The sequence below is a fragment of the Blastococcus sp. SYSU DS0541 genome (assembly GCF_054050875.1).
The window spans coordinates 121,045-139,419 of the sequence record NZ_JBJHAD010000002.1 but is presented as its reverse complement, the minus strand read 5'-3'; the positions used below and the strand labels follow the sequence as shown (position 1 = coordinate 139,419).

At 75.3% G+C, this 18,375-nt stretch carries 17 protein-coding genes and 1 tRNA gene; 7 read left to right on the top strand and 11 right to left on the bottom strand.

Annotation, left to right across the window (positions count from 1 at the left end; all coding sequences use genetic code 11):
* Nucleotides 1-13: 13 nt before the first annotated feature.
* The 6 genes from ACI794_RS03040 (at nucleotide 14) to phaZ (ending at nucleotide 6,756) form a co-directional block, all read left to right on the top strand.
* Nucleotides 14-1,729, top strand: coding sequence for a phosphatase PAP2 family protein (locus ACI794_RS03040; RefSeq protein ID WP_456603464.1), 1,716 nt, complete (start codon nucleotides 14-16; stop codon nucleotides 1,727-1,729).
* Complete coding sequence (locus ACI794_RS03035) at nucleotides 1,726-2,313, top strand: hypothetical protein (RefSeq protein ID WP_456581121.1); 588 nt, start codon at nucleotides 1,726-1,728, stop codon at nucleotides 2,311-2,313. Before ACI794_RS03040 ends, ACI794_RS03035 begins: the two co-directional genes overlap by 4 nt.
* The gene (locus tag ACI794_RS03030) at nucleotides 2,310-3,398 is read left to right on the top strand and encodes a flippase-like domain-containing protein (RefSeq protein WP_456615644.1); all 1,089 of its coding nucleotides are present in this window, start codon (nucleotides 2,310-2,312) and stop codon (nucleotides 3,396-3,398) included. The genes ACI794_RS03035 and ACI794_RS03030 overlap by 4 nt, the downstream gene beginning before the upstream one ends.
* Nucleotides 3,399-3,423: 25 nt before the next feature.
* Nucleotides 3,424-4,071 (top strand): phosphatase PAP2 family protein, encoded by a 648-nt coding sequence (locus tag ACI794_RS03025; protein WP_456603465.1) that lies wholly within the window; start codon nucleotides 3,424-3,426, stop codon nucleotides 4,069-4,071.
* Nucleotides 4,072-4,181: 110 nt separating this feature from the next.
* Nucleotides 4,182-5,945, top strand: coding sequence for a PHA/PHB synthase family protein (locus ACI794_RS03020; protein ID WP_456603466.1), 1,764 nt, complete (start codon nucleotides 4,182-4,184; stop codon nucleotides 5,943-5,945).
* Nucleotides 5,929-6,756, top strand: coding sequence for a poly(3-hydroxyalkanoate) depolymerase (phaZ, locus tag ACI794_RS03015; protein WP_456603467.1), 828 nt, complete (start codon nucleotides 5,929-5,931; stop codon nucleotides 6,754-6,756). Before ACI794_RS03020 ends, phaZ begins: the two co-directional genes overlap by 17 nt.
* Nucleotides 6,757-6,770: 14 nt before the next feature.
* Here phaZ and betT read toward each other — a convergent pair whose 3' ends face one another.
* The 10 genes from betT to ACI794_RS02965 form a co-directional block, all read right to left on the bottom strand.
* Nucleotides 6,771-8,765: a choline BCCT transporter BetT gene (gene betT, locus ACI794_RS03010; RefSeq protein WP_456603468.1), complete on the bottom strand. Its 1,995-nt coding sequence runs from the start codon at nucleotides 8,763-8,765 to the stop codon at nucleotides 6,771-6,773.
* 118 nt (nucleotides 8,766-8,883) lie between these two features.
* Nucleotides 8,884-11,556: a putative bifunctional diguanylate cyclase/phosphodiesterase gene (locus tag ACI794_RS03005; RefSeq protein WP_456603469.1), complete on the bottom strand. Its 2,673-nt coding sequence runs from the start codon at nucleotides 11,554-11,556 to the stop codon at nucleotides 8,884-8,886.
* Nucleotides 11,557-11,780: 224 nt separating this feature from the next.
* Complete coding sequence (locus tag ACI794_RS03000; protein WP_456603470.1) at nucleotides 11,781-12,653, bottom strand: hypothetical protein; 873 nt, start codon at nucleotides 12,651-12,653, stop codon at nucleotides 11,781-11,783.
* Nucleotides 12,643-12,864, bottom strand: a complete 222-nt coding sequence (locus tag ACI794_RS02995) for a hypothetical protein (protein WP_456581113.1) — start codon at nucleotides 12,862-12,864, stop codon at nucleotides 12,643-12,645. The genes ACI794_RS03000 and ACI794_RS02995 overlap by 11 nt, the downstream gene beginning before the upstream one ends.
* A 266-nt stretch (nucleotides 12,865-13,130) precedes the next feature.
* Nucleotides 13,131-13,697: a dienelactone hydrolase family protein gene (locus tag ACI794_RS02990; RefSeq protein WP_456603471.1), complete on the bottom strand. Its 567-nt coding sequence runs from the start codon at nucleotides 13,695-13,697 to the stop codon at nucleotides 13,131-13,133.
* Nucleotides 13,698-13,706: 9 nt separating this feature from the next.
* On the bottom strand, nucleotides 13,707-14,846 hold the full coding sequence (locus ACI794_RS02985; protein WP_456615643.1) for an FAD-dependent oxidoreductase: 1,140 nt from the start codon (nucleotides 14,844-14,846) through the stop codon (nucleotides 13,707-13,709).
* Nucleotides 14,843-15,640, bottom strand: a complete 798-nt coding sequence (locus ACI794_RS02980; RefSeq protein ID WP_456615642.1) for a hypothetical protein — start codon at nucleotides 15,638-15,640, stop codon at nucleotides 14,843-14,845. Before ACI794_RS02980 ends, ACI794_RS02985 begins: the two co-directional genes overlap by 4 nt.
* Nucleotides 15,637-16,572, bottom strand: a complete 936-nt coding sequence (locus ACI794_RS02975) for an ABC transporter ATP-binding protein (protein ID WP_456603474.1) — start codon at nucleotides 16,570-16,572, stop codon at nucleotides 15,637-15,639. Before ACI794_RS02975 ends, ACI794_RS02980 begins: the two co-directional genes overlap by 4 nt.
* Nucleotides 16,569-16,814, bottom strand: a complete 246-nt coding sequence (locus ACI794_RS02970) for a helix-turn-helix domain-containing protein (RefSeq protein ID WP_456581108.1) — start codon at nucleotides 16,812-16,814, stop codon at nucleotides 16,569-16,571. The genes ACI794_RS02975 and ACI794_RS02970 overlap by 4 nt, the downstream gene beginning before the upstream one ends.
* A complete protein-coding gene (locus tag ACI794_RS02965) occupies nucleotides 16,814-17,308 on the bottom strand; it encodes a DUF2975 domain-containing protein (protein WP_456615641.1) in 495 nt (164 codons plus the stop codon). The genes ACI794_RS02970 and ACI794_RS02965 overlap by 1 nt, the downstream gene beginning before the upstream one ends.
* A gap of 227 nt (nucleotides 17,309-17,535) precedes the next feature.
* Here ACI794_RS02965 and ACI794_RS02960 point away from each other — a divergent pair, with 227 nt between their 5' ends.
* Nucleotides 17,536-17,727, top strand: a complete 192-nt coding sequence (locus ACI794_RS02960; protein WP_456615640.1) for an RGCVC family protein — start codon at nucleotides 17,536-17,538, stop codon at nucleotides 17,725-17,727.
* 370 nt (nucleotides 17,728-18,097) lie between these two features.
* On the opposite strand, the gene ACI794_RS02955 is transcribed toward ACI794_RS02960, so the two are convergent.
* Nucleotides 18,098-18,170 (bottom strand) — tRNA-Lys (locus tag ACI794_RS02955).
* Nucleotides 18,171-18,375 lie beyond the last annotated feature (205 nt).

Below are 18,375 nucleotides of genomic sequence, written 5' to 3'. Positions count from 1 at the left end.
CAGCATTCCCCGCATGGCGTCGCTGCCGCAGGCGCTTCCGGAGCCACGGGCGACGGGGCCGGTCGCGCGCCCCGATCCGCCCCCGATCGCACGCGTCCGTCGCCGTCGCCGGCCCTCGGGCGAGCCACCGCCCCTCCCCCGCCAGCTCCGGGCGTCGGGCCGGTGGTGGCTGGCGCTCAGCGCGCTGGTCCTGCTCGCCTGCGTCGCCGTCGTCGCCACCGGCACCATCCGGTACGTCGACGTCGCCGACACCCGGATCCTGCAGGCGATCGCCGGCATCCGTTCCCCCGCCCTGACCACGGTCGCCGACCTCGCCGGCCTGCTGGCCAGCGCGGGGGCGCTGCACGCCCTCTGGCTCGCCGACCTGGTCCTGCTCGCCGCCTTCCGCCGTTGGCGGCACCTGCTCGTCTGGCTGGGCGTCGGCCTGCTCGTGGTCAACGTCGGCGCCGCGATGGCGACCACCCTGCAGCGGCCCCGGCCCTTCGAGGTCGAGGTGCTCGGCGACTGGTCGGGGTTCGCGATGCCGTCCCTCCCCGTGACGGTGCTCGCCGCCCTGCTGGTCAGCACGATCTACTCGCTGGTCCCGCCCGGCCGGAAGCGGGCGATCGGCAAGTGGGTGGTGTGCGCCCTGCTGGTGATCACCGCCGCCTCCCGGCTCTACCTGGCCCAGGACCACCCGACCGGCGTCCTGGCCGGCGTGGTCCTCGGCGTGGCCACCCCGCTGGCCGCGTTCCGGCTGCTCACGCCGAACGCCGTCCACCCGGTGCGCTACACCCGCGCCCGGCCGGCCCACCTCGACGTCTCCGGGGAGCGTGGCGCGGCCATCGTCCGGGCGCTGCAGGACCAGCTGGGGCTGGTGGCCACCGACGTCGCGCCGTTCGGGCTGGCCGGCTCGGGCGGCTCGACGCCGCTGAAGATCACCGTCAAGGCCCACGACCCGCACGGGGACGTCGAGAGCTGCGTGTTCGGCAAGCTCTACGCGGCCACCCACCTCCGCTCCGACCGCTGGTACAAGCTCGGGCGCACGCTGCTGTACGGGCGGCTGGAGGACGAGATGCCCTTCCACAGCGTGCGGCGGCTCGTGCAGTACGAGGACTACGTGCTGCGGGTGCTCTGCGACGGCGGGCTGCCGGTGCCGCAGCCGCACGGCATCGTCGAGATCACGCCCGAGCGGGAGTACCTGCTGGTCACCGAGTTCATCGCCGGCGCGAAGGAGGTCGGCGAGGCCGAGATCGACGACGCGGTCATCGACCAGGGGCTCGCGGCCGTGCGGCGGATGTGGGAGATCGGCGTGGCCCACCGGGACATCAAGCCGGCCAACCTGCTCGTCCGCGACGGCACGCTGTACCTCATCGACTCCGCGTTCGCCGAGGTGCGCCCGAGCCCGTGGCGGCAGGCGGTGGACCTGGCCAACATGATGCTGGTCCTGGCGCTGCGGACCGACGCCGAGCGGGTGTACCGGCGGGCGCGGCTGCACTTCTCCGACGAGGAGATCGCCGAGGCGTTCGCCGCCACCCGCGGGCTGACCATGCCCTCCCAGCTGCGGCGCATGATCCGCCAGCGGGGCCGGGACCTGCAGGCGGAGTTCCTGGCCCTGCTGCCCTTCCGGCTGCCGCCGGTGCGGATCCAGCGCTGGACCTGGCGGCGGGCCGGCCTGACCGTCGTCACCCTCGCCGCGGTCGGGATCGCCGCCTACGTCTCCACCGGCCTGCTCGGGTCCCCGCTGTGACCGCGCGACGGCGCCCGGCCGTGCTCCTGCTCGCCGCGACGGCCCTGCTCTCGGGCTGCGTGCAGCCGCAGGTGCTCAGCGAGGAGACGCTGGCCTGCAAACGGGGCGACGAGGGGCACCCCGCCAACGGGGTCGTCCTCATGGCCCAGTCGGTGCCGAGCGCCACCTGGCTGCCCTGCCTGGAGGCCATGCCGCTGGGCTGGCGCCTGGCCGGCCTGGTCGCCACGGAGAGCTCCGCGCGCTTCTGGCTGGACTCCGACCGCGACGGGGTGCACGCGCTGGAGGTGGCGCTGACCGCGTCCTGCGACACGACCGGCGCGACGGAGATCCCCAGCGAGCGGGAGGGGATGCGCCGGTGGGAGCAGGTGGGCCAGGTGAGCCCGCACTACGTCGGCACCCGCTTCTACGTCTTCGACGGCGGGTGCGTGAGCGTGCTGTTCCGGCTGTCCGGCGAGAACCGCGCCGAGCCGCTGGGCGTGGCCACCCAGGGGATCGGTGCGGTGACCCGCGACGAGGTGCGGGCCGCCGTCCTCGACCAGACCGACGGTGAGCTGCACCTCGACCCGCCGGGCGGTGGCGGGTGAGCGCGGCCCCGGCGGGCGGCAAGGCCCCCCGCGCGCGGTGGTCCCGCCTCCTCGGGCCGCTGCTGTCGGTGGGCCTCGTCGTCGCCGTCTTCGCCTGGTTCCTGCCGCAGTTCACCAGCCTGTCGCAGGTGTGGGCGGCGATCGCGGACCTGTCGTGGGTGGAGACGGCGGCCCTGCTGCTGGCGGCCGGCTGGAACCTGGCGACCTACCAGTTCGTCGTCGTCGCCACGACCCCTGGCATGAACCTGCGGCAGGCGACGGTGGCGACCGAGGCAGCGACGGCCGTCTCCAACACCGTGCTCGGCGGGGCGGCCCTCGCCGTCGGCCTCACCTACGCGATGAACTCCTCCTGGGGATTCTCCCGCTCCCGCACGTCCGTGGCGCTGCTGGTGGCCGGGCTGTGGAACAACTTCGCCAAGCTGGGCCTGCCCGTGCTGGCCCTGGCCCTCCTCGCGTTCTCCGCCCCGCCGTCGGCCGCGCGGCTGGTCGCCGGGCTGGTGGCCCTGGGCGCCCTCGCCGCGACGATCGCGCTGCTGGGGGCGGTGCTGCGCAGCCCCGCCGGCGCCGCCCGGGTCGGCCTCCTCGCCGCCCGGGCGGCGACGGCCGCGCGGCGGCCCTTCGGGCGCGGCCCGGTGGTCGGCTGGGACCTGGCGACGACGAAGTTCCGCGACCGGACGGTCCTGCTCCTGCGGGCCCGCTGGCACTGGATCACCCTGGCCACGCTGGTGAGCCACCTCTCGCTGTTCCTGCTGCTGCTGCTCTCGCTCCGGTTCGTCGGGGTGGGCGCCGAGCAGGTCGGCGTGGCCGAGGCCCTCGTCGTCTTCGCCTTCGCCCGGTTGCTCACCGCCGTCCCCTTCACCCCCGGCGGCCTCGGCGTGGTCGAGGTGGCGCTGATCGCCGGCCTCGCGGCGGCCGGGGGGCCGCGCGCGCCGGTGGCCGCGGCGGTGCTGCTGTTCCGGGCGCTGAGCTACGTGCTGCCCATCCCCCTCGGCCTGGGCAGCTACCTGTTCTGGCGGCACAACCGCTCCTGGCGGCGGGAGCCCAACGCCGCGCCGCGGACCGCGCTGGTCCCGGAGGCGGCGTGAGCGTGCGGGCGGGGCGGCGGGGCTGATGCTGGTCGACTCCCGGCGCGGGCTGGCCGTCAGCGGCGCGCTGCTCGGCGGCGGCGTGCTCGTCGGCGTGCTCGTCGTCCTGCCCGCCACCGCCCCGGCCGTCCAGGCGGTGGACGACGCGGTGTGGCGGTGGGCGGGGGCCGCGCAGAGCGAGGCCGTGACCGCGGTGGCGCGGGCCCTCTCCTGGATCGGGAGCGCCGAGGTCAACTGGCCGCTGCGCGTCGCGGCGCTGCTCCTGCTCGCCTGGCGGCGGCACTGGCTGCGCATGGCGGCGTTCGCGCTCGCCGTCCTGACCAGCGAGCTGTTCATCGGGCCCGTCAAGGCCGCCACCGACCGGCCGCGTCCGCCGGGCGCCCTGATCGAGACGACGGCCGCGTCGTTCCCCTCCGGGCACGCCATCGCCACCGCGGTGACCGCGCTCGGCCTCGTGCTGGTGTTCGCCCATCCGGGCCCGAGCCGCTGGCGCTGGGAGGTGCACGCGGTCGAGTTCACCGCCGTCATGGCGCTGTCGCGCGTCTACCTGCGGGCGCACTGGCTCTCCGACACCGTGGCCGGCGCCCTCATCGGCGCCGGCCTGGCGCTGGGCTGGCCGGCCCTCCTCATGCTGCTGCGGCACCGGCGGGACTCGACGGCGTCGACGACCTGAGCGCGGGCTGCCGGACACCGGGCCCTGTGGTTGAGTGGGCCGGGTCACAACCGCGTCTCGGGGGACGGCGTCGCCGCCTCCCCGGGCAGCGCGTCACGAGGAGACCCGCGATGGCCCAGCCCGCGACCGAACCGGCCCGCAGCGCCTCCGCACCACCGCGCGGAGGTCCCGAGAGCGCACCTCCCGCCGGCAGCCCCGACGAGGCCGTGGAGGCCGCCACGGGGCTGGACATGGTGCTCGTGGACGCCGCCCGCGGCCCCCTGCGGCGGCTGGTGCCGCCCGCGGGGACGGCCCTCCGCTTCGGCACCTCGCTCGCGCGCAAGCCGGGCACGGTGGCCCGCCGGGCGGGCGAGCTGGCCCAGGAGCTCGGCAAGGTCGCCCTCGGCCGCTCCGACCTCGCGCCCGGCAAGAAGGACAAGCGGTTCGCCGACCCGGCCTGGAGCGGCAACCCGCTGCTCCGGCGGACCATGCAGGCCCACCTCGCGACGGCGCAGGTCGCCTGGGAGCTGATCGAGGACGCCGACCTCGACTGGCAGGACGACGAGCGGATCCGGTTCACCGCCACGAACCTGGTCGACGCCCTCGCCCCGAGCAACGTCCCGGTGCTGAACCCGCTGTCCCTGAAGGCCGCCATCGACACCGGCGGGATCAGCGCCCTCAAGGGCCTGCGCCGCCTGCTCTCGGACCTGACGAGCCCGCCGCGGGTGCCCTCGATGGTGGAACCCGACGCGTTCACCGTCGGCGAGGACCTGGCGGTCACCCCCGGGGCCGTGGTGTTCCGGACCGACGTCTTCGAGCTCATCCAGTACCGGCCCACGACGGAGGCCGTCCGGTCGGTGCCGCTCGTCATCGTGCCGCCGACGATCAACAAGTACTACATCACCGACCTCGCGCCGGGCCGCAGCATCGTGGAGCACTACGTGGCCGGCGGCCAGCAGGTGTTCATGATCGTGTGGCGCAACCCCGACGAGCGGCACGCCGACTGGGGCCTGGACACCTACGGCCAGGCGGTCCTGGACGCGATGGACGCCGTCGACCGGATCACCGGCCAGGAGCAGGTCAGCGTCCAGGCCTTCTGCTCGGGCGGGATCATCACCGCGATGGTGCTGGCCCACCTGGCCGCCACCGGGCGGCAGGAGCGCGTCCGCTCGGCCAGCTTCGCGGTGACCGTCCTCGACTGGGAACGGGCCGGCACCATGGCCGCGCTCATGGACCCCGAGGCCGTGGAGTCGGCCATCGAGCGCTCGCGGCGGAAGGGGTACCTCGACGGCTCCCAGCTGGCCGAGGTCTTCGCCTGGCTGCGCCCCAACGACCTGATCTGGAACTACTGGGTCAACAACTACCTGCAGGGCAAGCCCCCGCCGAACTTCGACATCCTCTTCTGGAACGCCGACACCACCCGGATGAGCGCGGCCCTGCACCGCGACTTCATCGAGGTCGCGCTGGGCAACGCGCTGACCGAGCCCGGCCGGGCCGCCATGCTCGGCTCGCCGGTGGACCTGTCGGAGGTCACCGTCGACTCCTACGTCACGGCGGGCATCGCCGACCACCTCTGCCCGTGGCAGGCCTGCTACCGCACCACCCAGCTCCTCGGGGGCGAGAGCCGGTTCGTCCTCTCGACCAGCGGGCACATCGCCTCGCTGGTCAACCCCCCGGGCAACCCGAAGTCGACCTTCCAGGTCGCGCCCAGCACGCCTCCGGACCCCGAGGAGTGGCTGCGCCGGGCGGAGACGGTGCCGGGCTCCTGGTGGCCGGACTACGTGGCCTGGCTCGGCGAGCGGTCGGGCGAGGAGATCCCCGCACCGCAGCAGCTCGGCGGCAACGGCCTCGAACCGCTGGCCGACGCGCCCGGCACCTATGTCTTCGACAAGTAGCAACCGGGAGGTCGTCCGGAGCCTGACCATCGGCGGCCGGACGTTGCGCACCTCCGTGCGGCCGGGCACCGACGAGACCGTGCCGCCGCTGCTGCTCATGAACGGCATCGGCGCCAGCCTGGAGGTGCTGCAGCCCTTCGTCGACGCGCTGGAGCCCCGGCGCACCGTCATCCGCTTCGACGTGCCCGGCGTCGGCGGCTCGCCCCCGCCCGTCGTCCCCTACCTGCTCTCCACGCTGAGCCCGGTGATCGCCGGGCTGCTGGACCGGCTGGGCCACCACCGGCCGGTCGACGTCCTGGGCCTGTCCTGGGGCGGCGGGCTGGCCCAGCACTTCGCGGTGCAGCACCGGCGCCGCTGCCGGAAGCTGGTGCTGGCCGCGACGGCCACCGGATCGCTCATGGTGCCGGCCAGGCCCCGCGTGCTGGCCCACATGCTCACGCCGCGGCGGCACCGCGACTCCGATTACGCCCGCAGCATCGCCGGCCAGATCTACGGGGGGTCGGTGCGCACCGAGCCCGAGCGCGCCGCGGCGGCGCTGCACGCCCACACCCGGGTCGGCCCGCGGCGCGGCTACTACTACCAGCTCGCCTCGAGCACCGGCTGGAGCAGCCTGCCGTTCCTGCGGCTCATCCGTCAGCCGACGCTGGTCGTCGCCGGCGACGACGACCCGATCATCCCGGTGGTAAACGCCCGGGTGATGGCCCGGCTGATCCCCCGGGCGCAGCTGCACGTGTACCGCGGCGGGCACATCGCGCTGGTCACCGAGGCCGACGAACTTGCGCCCGTCGTCGAGGAGTTCCTCGACAGCTGACCGGCCGGCTCAGCTCAGCCCCGGGCGGCGACGTGCTGCTCGAAGCGGTCCATCACGTCGTCGATCAGCTGGGCGTGGGTGAAGTTCATGACGTCGTAGCCGACCGCGCCGTCGCGGCCGCCCGGCTCCACCTGGACGTCGAGCCGCGAGCCCCCCAGGTCCGACGCCGGGCGGGCGCCACCTCCGCCGCGATAGGGGGCGCGGCCCGGCCTGATGCGGTAGCGGAACGGCACCCCGTCGTGGCCCTGGGCGGTGAGCTCGACGCACGTCACCCCGGAGTCGTCGACCACCCAGCGGGTGTCCGACGCCAGGTCCCGCGCCCGCAGCTCGGCCGACGCCTCCGCGAGGGCCGGCCGGACCGTCTCGTGCAGGTACTGGTCGACCCGCTCCCGTCCCGTGGGGCCCGGCGCCCGGCGGCGGCGCAGCCGCGCCCGGCGCCGTGCGGACGGCCGGCCCGAGGGGGCGATGCGGTGCCGGTACACGGCGCGGTCGGCCTCGCTGCGCAGCGCGCGGTACAGCCCGATCATCACCAGCACCATGACGAAGCCGAACGGCAGGCCCATGATGATCGTCGCGTTCTGCAGCGCGGGGACGCCGCCGACCAGGAGCATCGCGGCGGTGAGGATGCCGGTGGCGACCGCCCACACGATGCGCACGGCCGGGGCTGCGTCGTCCTGCGGCCGGCGCAGCCGTGACGAGAGGTTCGCCATGACCAGGGCGCCGGAGTCGGCCGACGTCACGTAGAAGAGCAGCCCGATAAAGGTCGCGATCGCCGCGATGAACGGGAACGCGGGGTAGTCGGCGAGCAGCGTGTAGAAGCCCCGCTCGGGGAGGTTCATCGCGGTCTCCCCGAACGCCGCGTCGCCCTGCCGGATCCGGTCGATGGCGCTGTTCCCGAAGATCGACACCCACATGAGGATGTAGCTGAACGGGAGCAGCAGGGTGCCGGCGACGAACTGGCGGATCGTCCGCCCGCGGGAGATGCGGGCGAGGAAGAGCCCGACGAAGGACGCCCAGGCGATCCACCAGGCCCAGAAGAACAACGTCCAGGCGCTCAGCCACTCGTCCGGCCGGTCGTACGCGAAGGTCTCCGTCGTCAGGCCGGGGAAGCTGCTCACGAAGTCCCCGACGTTCTGCACCAGCCCGTTGAGCAGGAACGCGGTGTTGCCGGTGACCAGCACGAAGCCGGCCAGGCCCAGGGCGAGGACGACGTTGAGCTGGGACAGCCGCTTGATGCCCCGGTCGACGCCGCTGACCGCCGAGACGGTCGCCATGCCGACGGCCAGCGCGATGAGCCCGAGCTGGGCGGCGCGGCCCTCGGGGATCCCGAACAGCACCGACAACCCGTAGTTCAGCTGGACCACGCCGATGCCCAGCGAGGTCGCGACGCCGAAGATCGTGCCGAGGACCGCGGCGATGTCGACGGCGTCGCCCAGCGCCCCGTGCACCCGCTTGCCGAAGATCGGGTAGAGCACGGAGCGGATCGCCAGCGGCATGTTCATGCGGTAGGCGAAGTAGGCCAGGGCCATGCCCATCAGGGCGTACATGCCCCAGCCGTTGATGCCGTAGTGGAACAACGTCCACACGGTCGCCTCGCTGGCGGCCTCGGGGGTCCCGCCCTCCCCCACCGGCGGGGCCAGGTACTGGCTGACCGGCTCGGCGACGGCGAAGAACATCAGGTCGGTGCCGATGCCCGCGGCGAAGAGCATCGAGGCCCACGCGAAGGTGCTGAACCGCGGGGTCGAGTGCTCGGGCCCCAGCTTCACCTTCCCGTACCGGGAGAAGGCGATGGCCAGGACGAAGACGAGCACCGCGGTCGCGAAGGCGATGTAGAACCAGCCGAACCACTCCGACGTCCAGCCGACGAGGGCGCCGATGGTGTCCGCGGCCGAGGTCGGGCTCGCGGTCGCCCACAGCGCGATGGCCAGGACCCCGGCGATCGAGCCGTAGAAGACCCGGCGCTTGACCCCGTTCTCCGCCTCGGCGGGCCGGACGTCGAGGTCGCTCACGCCCGCTCCCCCCGCCCGGTGGACGCGGAAAGCGCTGCCGACTCCGTTGTGCCGCTCACCGGGCGCATCGTGGCACACCCCGCGCCGCGGGGCAGCCGCACGACGGACGGCGGGAACCTCAGGCGCGGTCGGCGACCGCCCCGCGCCGGTGCAGCAACGCGCCGGCCTCGGCCGCGGGCAGCGGCCGGGAGAGCAGGTAGCCCTGCGCCCGGTCGCAGTCCTCCGCCCGGAGCCGGGCCAGCTGCCCCTGCTCCTCGACGCCCTCGGCGACGACGGTCAGCCCGAACGTGTGCGCGGCGCGGATCATCAGCGCCACCAGCTCCAGGTGGGCGGGCTCGGCCGACGCCACGAAGCTGCGGTCGATCTTCAGCGTGTCGACGGGCATGCTGCGTAGCTGCCCGATCGAGGTGTACCCGGTGCCGAAGTCGTCGATGGCGATGCCGACGCCCAGGTCCCGCAGCTCGGTCAGGTGGTCGTAGGCGGCCGGGTCGTCCACCAGCACGGTCTCGGTCACCTCCAGCACCAGCAGGTGCGCGGGGAGACCCGCGGCGGCGAGCGCCTCCGCGACGTCGGCGACGACCCGCCGGTCGGCGAGGTGCCGGCCGGAGATGTTCACCGCCACGGTGGGCTCGGGCCACCCCGGGGTCACCGGGATCCCGGCCCGCCACTCGGTCAGCTGGCGGGTGGCCTCCCCGAGCACGAAGCGGTCGATGTCCCGGATCAGGGACGAGCGCTCGGCCACCGGGACGAACTCGTCCGGAGGCACCGGGCCGACGCCCGGCCGGTCCCAGCGCACGAGCGCCTCGTAGCCGGTGAGCCGGTCGGAGGCCACGTCGACGACCGGCTGGTAGACCAGGTGCATCTCCCCGGCGGCCAGGCCGTGGCACATCGCGGCCTCGAGCGCGGCCTGCTCGGAGAGCTGGAGCCGGAGCGTCTCGTCGAAGATCTCCGCCCGGCCCCGCCCGTGGGCCTTGGCCCGGTTCGCGGCGGTGTCCGCCTCGGCGAACAGCACGTCGGCGTCGGTTCCGCCGTCGCGGCTGACCGCGACGCCGACGCTGGCGCCGACGCCGACCGTCGCCGCACCCACGACGATCGGTTCGCCGACCGACGCGATGAGGCGCTCGGCGAGGTCGATGAGGTCGTGCTCGGCGTGCACCGGCTCCACCAGGACGACGAACTCGTCGCCGCCGAGGCGGCACACGACGTCCCCCGGCCGCACGGCCGCGCCCAGGCGGGTGGCCACCTCGTGCAGCACCAGGTCACCGGCGGCGTGGCCGTGCGCGTCGTTGACCGCCTTGAAGCCGTCGAGGTCGACGTAGAGCAGCCCGGTCATCTCGCCGGACCGCCGGCCGCGGTGCAGCGCGGAGGTGACGAGGGTGAGCGCCTGGGCGCGGTTGGGCAACCCGGTGAGCGGGTCGTGGGTGGCCTGGTGCGCGAGGGCGAACTGCAGCTCCTCGCGCTGGCGCACCGAGGTGACGATGGCCTTGACCGACGCGTGCACGACCGCGCCGAGGGGGCCGGGCAGGGGCTCGTCGAGGAGCGCCTCGTCGACGTCGCCGCGGGCCACGGCCTGCGCCTGGTCCTGGATCCGGCGGAGCCCCGCGACCGCCGAGCCGAGCGCGGCCGAGACCGTCCGGACCTCGCGCGGTCCGTCCACCTCCACCTCGACCAGCGACCCCTCGCTGATCTCGGTCGCCTGGCCGGCCAGCAGCCGGAGCGCCCGGGTGACGCTGCGGCCCAGCAGGAACGCCCCCAGCAGGGAGGCGCCGAGCAGGCCGGCCCCCATGAGCAGCACGGCGTGGAACCGGTCGCTGGCGCGCTCGCGGTCCGCGGCGACGAGCTGCCGGGCCTCGTCGACCGCCGTCCCGACCAGTTCGGCCATCATGGCGCTGCGCTCCTGGCTCTGGAAGAGCGCGGTGACCAGGTCGGGGAGCTGCAGGTTCCTGACCTCGCCGGCGAGGCCGCGGGCGAGCAGCCCGTCCACGTCCGCGACGACGTCCGAGGTGCGCACCTGCTGCCAGGCGTCGCGCAGGGGTTGCCCCGACAGGCTCTCCATCGTGCGCTGGGCGTCCCGGTAGTCCATCCACGAGGTCTCCCACGCGGCGCGGGAGCCGATCAGCCGGTCCTCGCCGTCGACCAGCAGGGAACCGAGGAACAGCGGCATCTGCCGGCCGGCGGTCTCGGCCAGGTGCGCGACGGTCTGGACGTCACGGACGGCCAGCAGCGTGGCGCGGGGCACGCCCTCGGAGGTCGCCGTCGCTGCGGCGGCGGCCTGCGCGGTCATCAGGTCGTTCGAGACGGCGAGGAACCGCAGGTGCAGCTCCTCGAGGTCCAGGCGCCCGGCGTCCTGCCCCCGGCGCAGCCTGCCCAGGTGTTCCGTGGCGTGCGCCGCGGCCTCGGCGCCGACCGGGCCGTCGGCGAGGCGGGCCAGGGCACGGTCGGTGATGCCGCGCGCCCGGGCCACCTCGTCGAGGGCGACCTGCCGCTGGGCGGCCGGGAAGAAGGTGGGCAGCCCGAAGGCCGCCGCGGCCGCCGGGTCGTCGATGACCGCCAGCGACAGGGCGGGGATCATCTCCTGCTCCACCCCGCTGCGGGCGGCGTCCAGCAGGGCCAGCGCGCGCACGGCCACCTCGGCGCGCTCGGCGCTCCCCGCCTCGGCCGCGCGGGCCTGGGCCGCCGCCCCGGTGAGGACGACGACGCCGATCAGCGGCAGCAGCACGAGGGCGGTCAGGTACCGCCACAGCGGCACGCCGCGCCGCCGTCGGCGGTCCACGTCCGGGGATGTGCGCACGCCGCTCCAATCGGGCTGTGGTGCAGGTCGCTTGAAGGGGGCCCCACCCGTCCAGGTGAGGCGGGAGCGGACCGGGGAATGGCAGGCACGTCGCAGGTCCCACCCGGGAAGAGGTCAGCCCCTCCGGGGAGCTCCGCGACCGACCTGCCCGCCCGTCCCGTCCCGTGCGACCCACCGTGCGCCCGCCGTCCGCGGGGCCCCTGCTGCCGGCACCGAGGCGCCGGTCAGCGGTCCGGTGCCGTCACCAGGTGGCAGCCGGGTGAGCCGAACTCCGCGACCCCGAAGCCCATCTGCCGCAGCACGGAGGCGACGGCGACGCTCATCGTCCGCTGCACGGCGGCCTCCAGCGCGGCTCCGCGGGCCTGGTGCACGTTCATCCGGTCGTGCTGCCGCCAGGTGACGAGGACGCCCGCCCCCTCCGGGTGCGGGGTCAGGCAGACGCCGCCAGCGGCGTGGGCGGCCGGCTCCCGGGCCTCGCAGTCGTGCAGCGGGAGCCCCGCCTCCAGCAACGCCGCGGTGACGTCGACGGCGAGCGTGGCGAGCACGTCCTCGTCGTCGACCATGAACGGGTCCCAGTCCTCGGGGAGCCGGTCGAGCTGGTCCCCGAGGTCGGCCAGCCACTCCCGCTCCTCCGGCGGCTGCCGGCGCACCACGCCGCCGTCCGGCCGCCGTCCGCCGTGCACGACGCGCGTGGTGTCGGTCAGGTTCGCGGAGAGGCGCGCCCACCCGGCGTCCATCGAGTCGGCGAACGGGCCGGCCACCGCGCCGCCGTCGTGCTCGGCGACGAGCCACCAGCCGGTCGTGGAGGGGCCCTCGGGCAGGTCCCGCCCCGCCGGGTGGGTGGCCAGGCCGACGGCCGACCGCTCCGCCGCGGGCCGCTCGGCCGCACCGCTCGCGGCGGCGGTGACCTCGGACGCGCGGGCCGCGGCCGGGCCCGCCGGCCGGGACGCGTGTACCGACGCCCGCCGCTGCGCCTGCACCCCGTTGCGCTCGAACTCGTAGCGAGCGGTGGAGCTCGCCCCCAGCACCACGACGATCGCGATCAGCGCGCCGCACCCGATCAGCGGCGCGGCGACCGCGAGCAGCTCACCAGGCACGCCAGGCCCCCTGCGGCCCCTCGCCCCAGGCCGAGGCGCGGTGGGTCCAGTCCTGCACGCGGGCGGTCCACCCGGGATGGGGCGGGCGGGGTGCCGGCGGCGCGGGGGCGGGCTCTTCCACCATCAGCTCGCGCAGCAGGCCCAGGCCCTCGTCGGCGCCCTCCAGGAGATCGGGGACGGGCTTGCGGACCGGTGAAGCGGTGGCGTGCACAGGGGCTCCTCGCAGGCGGTTCACCGCGGCTGGGAAGCACCGCGGACGTCCCGAAGGCTAGGGAGGAGGAGCCCCTCCGACGGCCCCCGCGACCGGCCCCGGACCGGGCCCGTGTCCCATTCGTTGCACGGTGCCCGCGAGGGGCCCGGTGACCGTTCCCCCGGCGCACCGACCTGTCGACAAACCGCCGCTCCACGAGCGTGGCGGAGGGTCGGGAGCAGCTCGGTCATCCCGCGGCCGCCCCGCTGCGCCGGCGTGTCGGGGGGCTACGCCCGGGCGGCGAGGAAGGCCCGCACGCGGTCGAGCACCTGGGCAGCGGCCGCCTCGACGTGGTCGGCCAGGCTGCGGTCGGTGAACAGGTGCCGGTCCCCCGGGTAGAGGAACAGCTCCGCGTCACCGATCGCCGCGGCGAGCTCGCGCGCCTCGGCGACGTCCCCCCACTCATCGGCGTCCATGACGTGGAACTGCACCGGCACCCCCTCGGGCCACTCGTCGGCGAACTCCCCGAGGGGGACGGCGCCGTGCATCAGGACCGCACCGGCCGCGCCCGGGCGGGTCTGCGCCAGCAGCTGCGCCGGCATGACGCCGAGGCTGAACCCCGCGTAGACCAGCCGCTCGGGCAGCTCCGCCACGGCCGCCCGGCCGCGCTCCAGCACCGCGCCGAAGCCGAGCTCCCGGGCGTGCGCGACGCCGTCCTCCAGCGTGGCGAAGGTGCGCCCGCCGTAGAGGTCGGGTGTGTGGACGACGTGCCCGTCGGCCCGCAGGTCGTCGGCGAACGCGCGGACCCCTGCGGTCAGCCCCTGCGCGTGGTGGAACAGCACCAGCTCGGCCATGGCGGCACGCTAGCCGGGAGCACCGACCCTCGGGTCGGGGAACGACCGGTCACCGAAGAGCACGCGGGCCGCCGCGGCCCTGCCCAGCGGCGTCCGGAGCAGCCCGAAGGCCGCCGCCGCCATGGCCGGCGTGCGCACCTGCCCCAGTCCCCGGCGCAGGAAGAGCCGGCCGCGGAAGCGGGCGCGCAGCGTGGCGCCGTCGTAGTCGCGCAGCACCTCGGGATCCCCCGCGCGCAGCGCCCGGTCCAGGACGTCGACGGCGTGCTCGGACAGCCGCAGGCACGGGTCCAGTCCGCCGGCGGTGAGCGGCGAGACCGCCCCCGCCGCGTCGCCGACCAGGAGCCCCTCCGCGCTGCTGATCCGGCGCAGCAGCCCACCGACCGGGATCGGGCCGCCCCGTCGTTCGACGTCGGCCGGCCGGCCGCCGTCGGCGAGACCGGGCGCGGCGGCGGCGAACCGGTCCAGCGCGCGGCGCAGCCCGTGGGGGAAGCGGTCGCCGTAGCCGGCGACGCCGACGTGGGCGTGCCGACCGTCGTTCACGACCCAGGCGAGGTAGCCGGGCGCCAGCGAGGGGTCGAGGACGCAGTGGAACGTCGGCGGTCCGTCGACGCCGGGGACGTCGAATACCTCCTCCGCGCCGACCAGCAGGTGGTCGTTGCGGTCGAGCCCCAGGTCGCGGGCGACCCGCGACCGCGCTCCGTCGGCGCCGACGACGAAGCGCGCCCGCACCTCCGCCGGGCCCCCGCGACCGGCGAGCAGGGAGCGGCCGGACCGCCGGCCGACGTACCGCGTGCCCAGGGCGAGCCGCACGCCGGCGGCCTCGGCGCTCGCGGCGGCCGCCCGGTACAGGCCCGCCATGTCCCCCACCCGGAACTCGTCGCGCCCGCTGACCAGCTCGAGCGGACGCCGCAGGTCCGGTGGGTAGAGCACCACCCGGCGGATGGGCGGGCCGAGGTGCTCCGGGGGGAGCGGGAAGTCGTCGAGGGTCTTCTGCACGAAGATGCCGGTGGTGCGGATCGCACCGGCGAGCTCGGTGCGCCGGTCGGCCAGCAGGACGTCGTGGCCGCGCCGGGCGAGCGAGGTGGCGGTGTGCAGGCCGGCCAGCCCGGCGCCGACCACGAGGACGTCGGCGGGCTCGGGTCGCGTCACCGGTGCGCGTCGTCCCGCACCAGGCGCAGGCCGCCGACGACGACCGCCGCGGTCGCCCAGGTGACCAGGACGGTGACCGAGGAGCCGCGGGTCATGCCCTGCGCCTCCCCGAGGAGCAGGAACGCGGCACCCGACCCGGGCAGCCACTGCGCCGCCGTCGTCGTCCAGTCGTAGCCGAACTGCGGCAGGAAGAGCGGGAGGACGAGCATCAGGAGGAAGACCGAGACGAGCACGCCGGCCGTGGAGCGCAGCAGGAAGCCGAGCCCGGTGGCGAGCGCGGCACCCGCCGCGACGACGAGGGCGAGGGTGCCGAGGGCGTCCAGGCCGGCGCCCAGCGGCAGCGTGAGCCCGGGGCCGGCCACCGCGAGGGCCGCCAGGGCCGAGACGACGCCGAGCAGCACCCCGGCGAGGGTGGCCGCGGCGACCACGACGGCGGTGCGGGCGAGCAGGAGGACCGCGCGGCGGGGGGTCCACTGCAGCGCCGGGACGATCCCGCCCGTGGCGTAGTCGGCGGTGACCGCGAGGGCGGCCAGCCCGAGGAGGGCGAACTGCGCCGGCATCGCGGTGAAGGTCGAGACCATCCAGGCCGGCTCACCCCGCAGACCCCCGGGGTCCGACGCCGCTTCACCTCCCAGCACCGCACCCAGCCCCACCATGGCGATCGCCGCCGCGAGCAGGAACCACCAGGTCGACCGGACCGTCCACAACCGGGTCCACTCGGCGGCGCAGGTGCGCCCGAGCAGGCGGGTGACCGGCACGTCGTGCGCCGCACCCCGTGCCGTGGTCGCGCTCACCGTGCGGCCCCGGCTGCTGCCGGCTCGGCGCTGCGGTCGGTAGACTCGACGCTGCCGCCGGTCAGGGCGAGGTAGGCCTCCTCCAATGATCGGGCCTCCTCGGAGAGGTGGTGCAGCGGGATGCGGGCGTCGTTGGCGGCCTCGCCGACCTGCCCGGCGGTCGCCTCCTCGACGACCAGCTCCTCCGCGCCCGTGCGCTCGGCCGTCATGCCGCCGTCCCGGAGCAGGGTGACCAGCTCGTCGGCGCGCGGGCTGCGGACCCGCACCCGGCCGTGCCCGAGGCCGCGGAGGACCTCCTGCGTCGTGGTGTCGGCGATCAGGCGACCGCGGCCGATCACGACCAGCCGGTCGGCGACCTGCTGCATCTCGCTGAGGAGGTGGCTGGAGACGAGCACGGTGCGGCCCTCGTCGGCCAGCCGCCGCAGCAGCGCGCGGATCCAGCGGACGCCGTCGAGGTCCAGGCCGTTGACCGGCTCGTCGAAGAGCACCACGCGGGGGTCGCCGAGCAGCGCCGCCGCGATGCCCAGCCGCTGCCGCATGCCGAGGGAGTAGCCGCGGATCCGGCGGCGGGCGGCGCCGTCGAGGCCCACCTGCTCGGCGACCTCGTCCACGCGGCGCCCTGGGATCCCGTTGGCGCGCGCGGCCACGCGCAGGTGCTGCCGTCCCGTTCGGCCGGGGTGTGCGGCCCCGGGGTCGAGGAGCGCGCCGACCTCGCGCAGCGGTTCGTGGAGGGCGGCGAAGGGGCGCCCGTTCACCAGCGCCTGGCCCGAGGTCGGGCGGTCGAGGCCGAGGACCACCCGCATGGTCGTGGACTTGCCGGCGCCGTTGGGCCCGAGGAACCCGGTGACTGTGCCCGGTTCGACGGTGAAGCTGAGGTCGTCGACGGCGAGCACGTCGCCGTAGCGGCGGGTGAGCCCGCGGACCTCGATCACCGGCCGGCTCCCTGAGCGGGCTCCGGCACGGCGTGCTCGTCCTCGACCCACTCGAGCAGGTCACCGGGTTGGCACTCGAGCACCCGGCACATGGCCTCCAGCGTGCTGAACCGGACGGCCTTGGCGCGCCCGTTCTTCAGGACGGCGACGTTGGCCGGGGTGAGGCCGATCCGCTCGGCGAACTCGCCGACGCTCATCTTCCGGCGGGCGAGCTCGACGTCGATGCGCACGACGATCGGCATCAGATGACCGCCTCCATGTCGGCCCGCAGGTTCGTGGCCTGCCGCAGGAGCGCCCGCATGACCACGACGAGCAGGCCCAGGACCGCGCCGACGAGCAGCAGGAGGAGCAGCAGCGCCGGCAGCACCGGGTCGTCGCTGACCTCGTCGACGATGAAGTAGTAGGCGCAGACGAAGGTGGCCAGGAGCATCGTCCACCCGACCGCGACGGCCCGGACGATCCCGTCCACCCACGGCAGCGCACCCGGGCTGAAGATCTTGTCCTGCGTGACCAGCGTGAGCAGCTTCCCGGTGCAGACGACGACGACCTGCACGCAGGCCAGCGCCACGACGGCGGCCACCAGCATGACCACGCGCATGGCCGACTGCTCGAGCGAGGGCTCGGCGATCTCCGGCAGCAGCTCGGGGACCACCCACAGCTGCGCGGCGAGCAGGGCCGCGAGGACGACCGCGAGCAGGATCCGGAGCGGGAGCACCACGTGCCGCAGATGGGTCATGCGATCGACTGTCGCCGCCTATCTATCGAAAGTCAATAGAAACGCGCGGGCGCTCCGGCGGGGTCGTCACGTCGCGGGTCGGGCGGCGCTGCCTCGGACGACGGCGGGCGCGCGGGCCAGGCGTAGCGTCGGCGTTCCGGCCCCTCCTCGTTCGCTGCCTCCCTGCAGCGCCGGGACCGACGCACCGCTATCCCGCCGCGCCGCGGTGGAGTCAGGCCGCTTCCGCCATGACCTCCTCCATGCTCCACGCCCCGACCACGACCTCCGTCGAGAGACGAGCGCCCGAGCAGGCGCCGGCATTCGGCGCCGCGTGCGGCGCGTGCCCGCACCCTCGGGCGGACCACGACGCGATCGCCGCGCGGTTCTGCTCGGCGACCGTCGACGGCGCCATCGCCCGTGGGTGCGCCTGCCGGACCTGACCGCCGCCGGGCGAGGCGACGCCGGCCCGGCGATCCGGGCCGGGAGCACCCGCGACGGGATCCGCCAGCAGCCGGCACCTGGTGAAGCGGCCCGCTGTGGGCCGCCGGATCGGGCATCGAGACCGGTCGACCGTGCGCGGCAGGGCCCCGTTCCCGGCCCGGAAATGGGGCCTCAGCGCACACGGTCGGTGGGGCGCCGGGCTGTCTCCGAGGCCACCACCTCCAGGGACATCGATGGCGGCGCAGACCATCCGCAGGAACGGCCCCAGCCCGACCTGTGCCGGGGGAACGTTCTCGAGGGACGGATCGAGCACCTCGCTGACCGGACCATCCTCGACGGGTGAAAGCCCTGGTCGACGGCGGTCGCGCGTGGGCCCCGTGGGGATCGAACCCACAACCCGCGGATTAAAAGTCCGCTGCTCTGCCAGTTGAGCTAGAGGCCCTGCGGGAGCGCGCGACCGACGGCGTGCGCCACCCGGCGGAAGGCTACCGCCGGAGAGGGCGCCGGCCCCCTCGTCCCGGGCGGCGGAGGGCCGATCGGGACCGCCGGGTCGGCCCGCGCAGCGGTCCCGGCAGGTGCGGTCATAACCTTGAGAGGCCGCACCCACGAGGCGCGGTGAGATACCTCATACGCCCGCGATCGCATGC

What these genes read in the sequence shown, in the direction of transcription:
- ACI794_RS03025 (WP_456603465.1), top strand. Translation starts at nt 3,424, where the DNA reads ATGCTGGTCGACTCCCGGCGCGGGCTGGCCGTCAGCGGCGCGCTGCTC.
- ACI794_RS02960 (WP_456615640.1), top strand. Translation starts at nt 17,536, where the DNA reads ATGACCTCCTCCATGCTCCACGCCCCGACCACGACCTCCGTCGAGAGA.
- ACI794_RS02965 (WP_456615641.1), bottom strand. Translation starts at nt 17,308, where the DNA reads ATGACCCATCTGCGGCACGTGGTGCTCCCGCTCCGGATCCTGCTCGCG.
- phaZ (WP_456603467.1), top strand. Translation starts at nt 5,929, where the DNA reads ATGTCTTCGACAAGTAGCAACCGGGAGGTCGTCCGGAGCCTGACCATC.
- ACI794_RS02970 (WP_456581108.1), bottom strand. Translation starts at nt 16,814, where the DNA reads ATGCCGATCGTCGTGCGCATCGACGTCGAGCTCGCCCGCCGGAAGATG.
- ACI794_RS03020 (WP_456603466.1), top strand. Translation starts at nt 4,182, where the DNA reads ATGGCCCAGCCCGCGACCGAACCGGCCCGCAGCGCCTCCGCACCACCG.
- ACI794_RS02990 (WP_456603471.1), bottom strand. Translation starts at nt 13,697, where the DNA reads ATGGCCGAGCTGGTGCTGTTCCACCACGCGCAGGGGCTGACCGCAGGG.
- ACI794_RS03040 (WP_456603464.1), top strand. Translation starts at nt 14, where the DNA reads ATGGCGTCGCTGCCGCAGGCGCTTCCGGAGCCACGGGCGACGGGGCCG.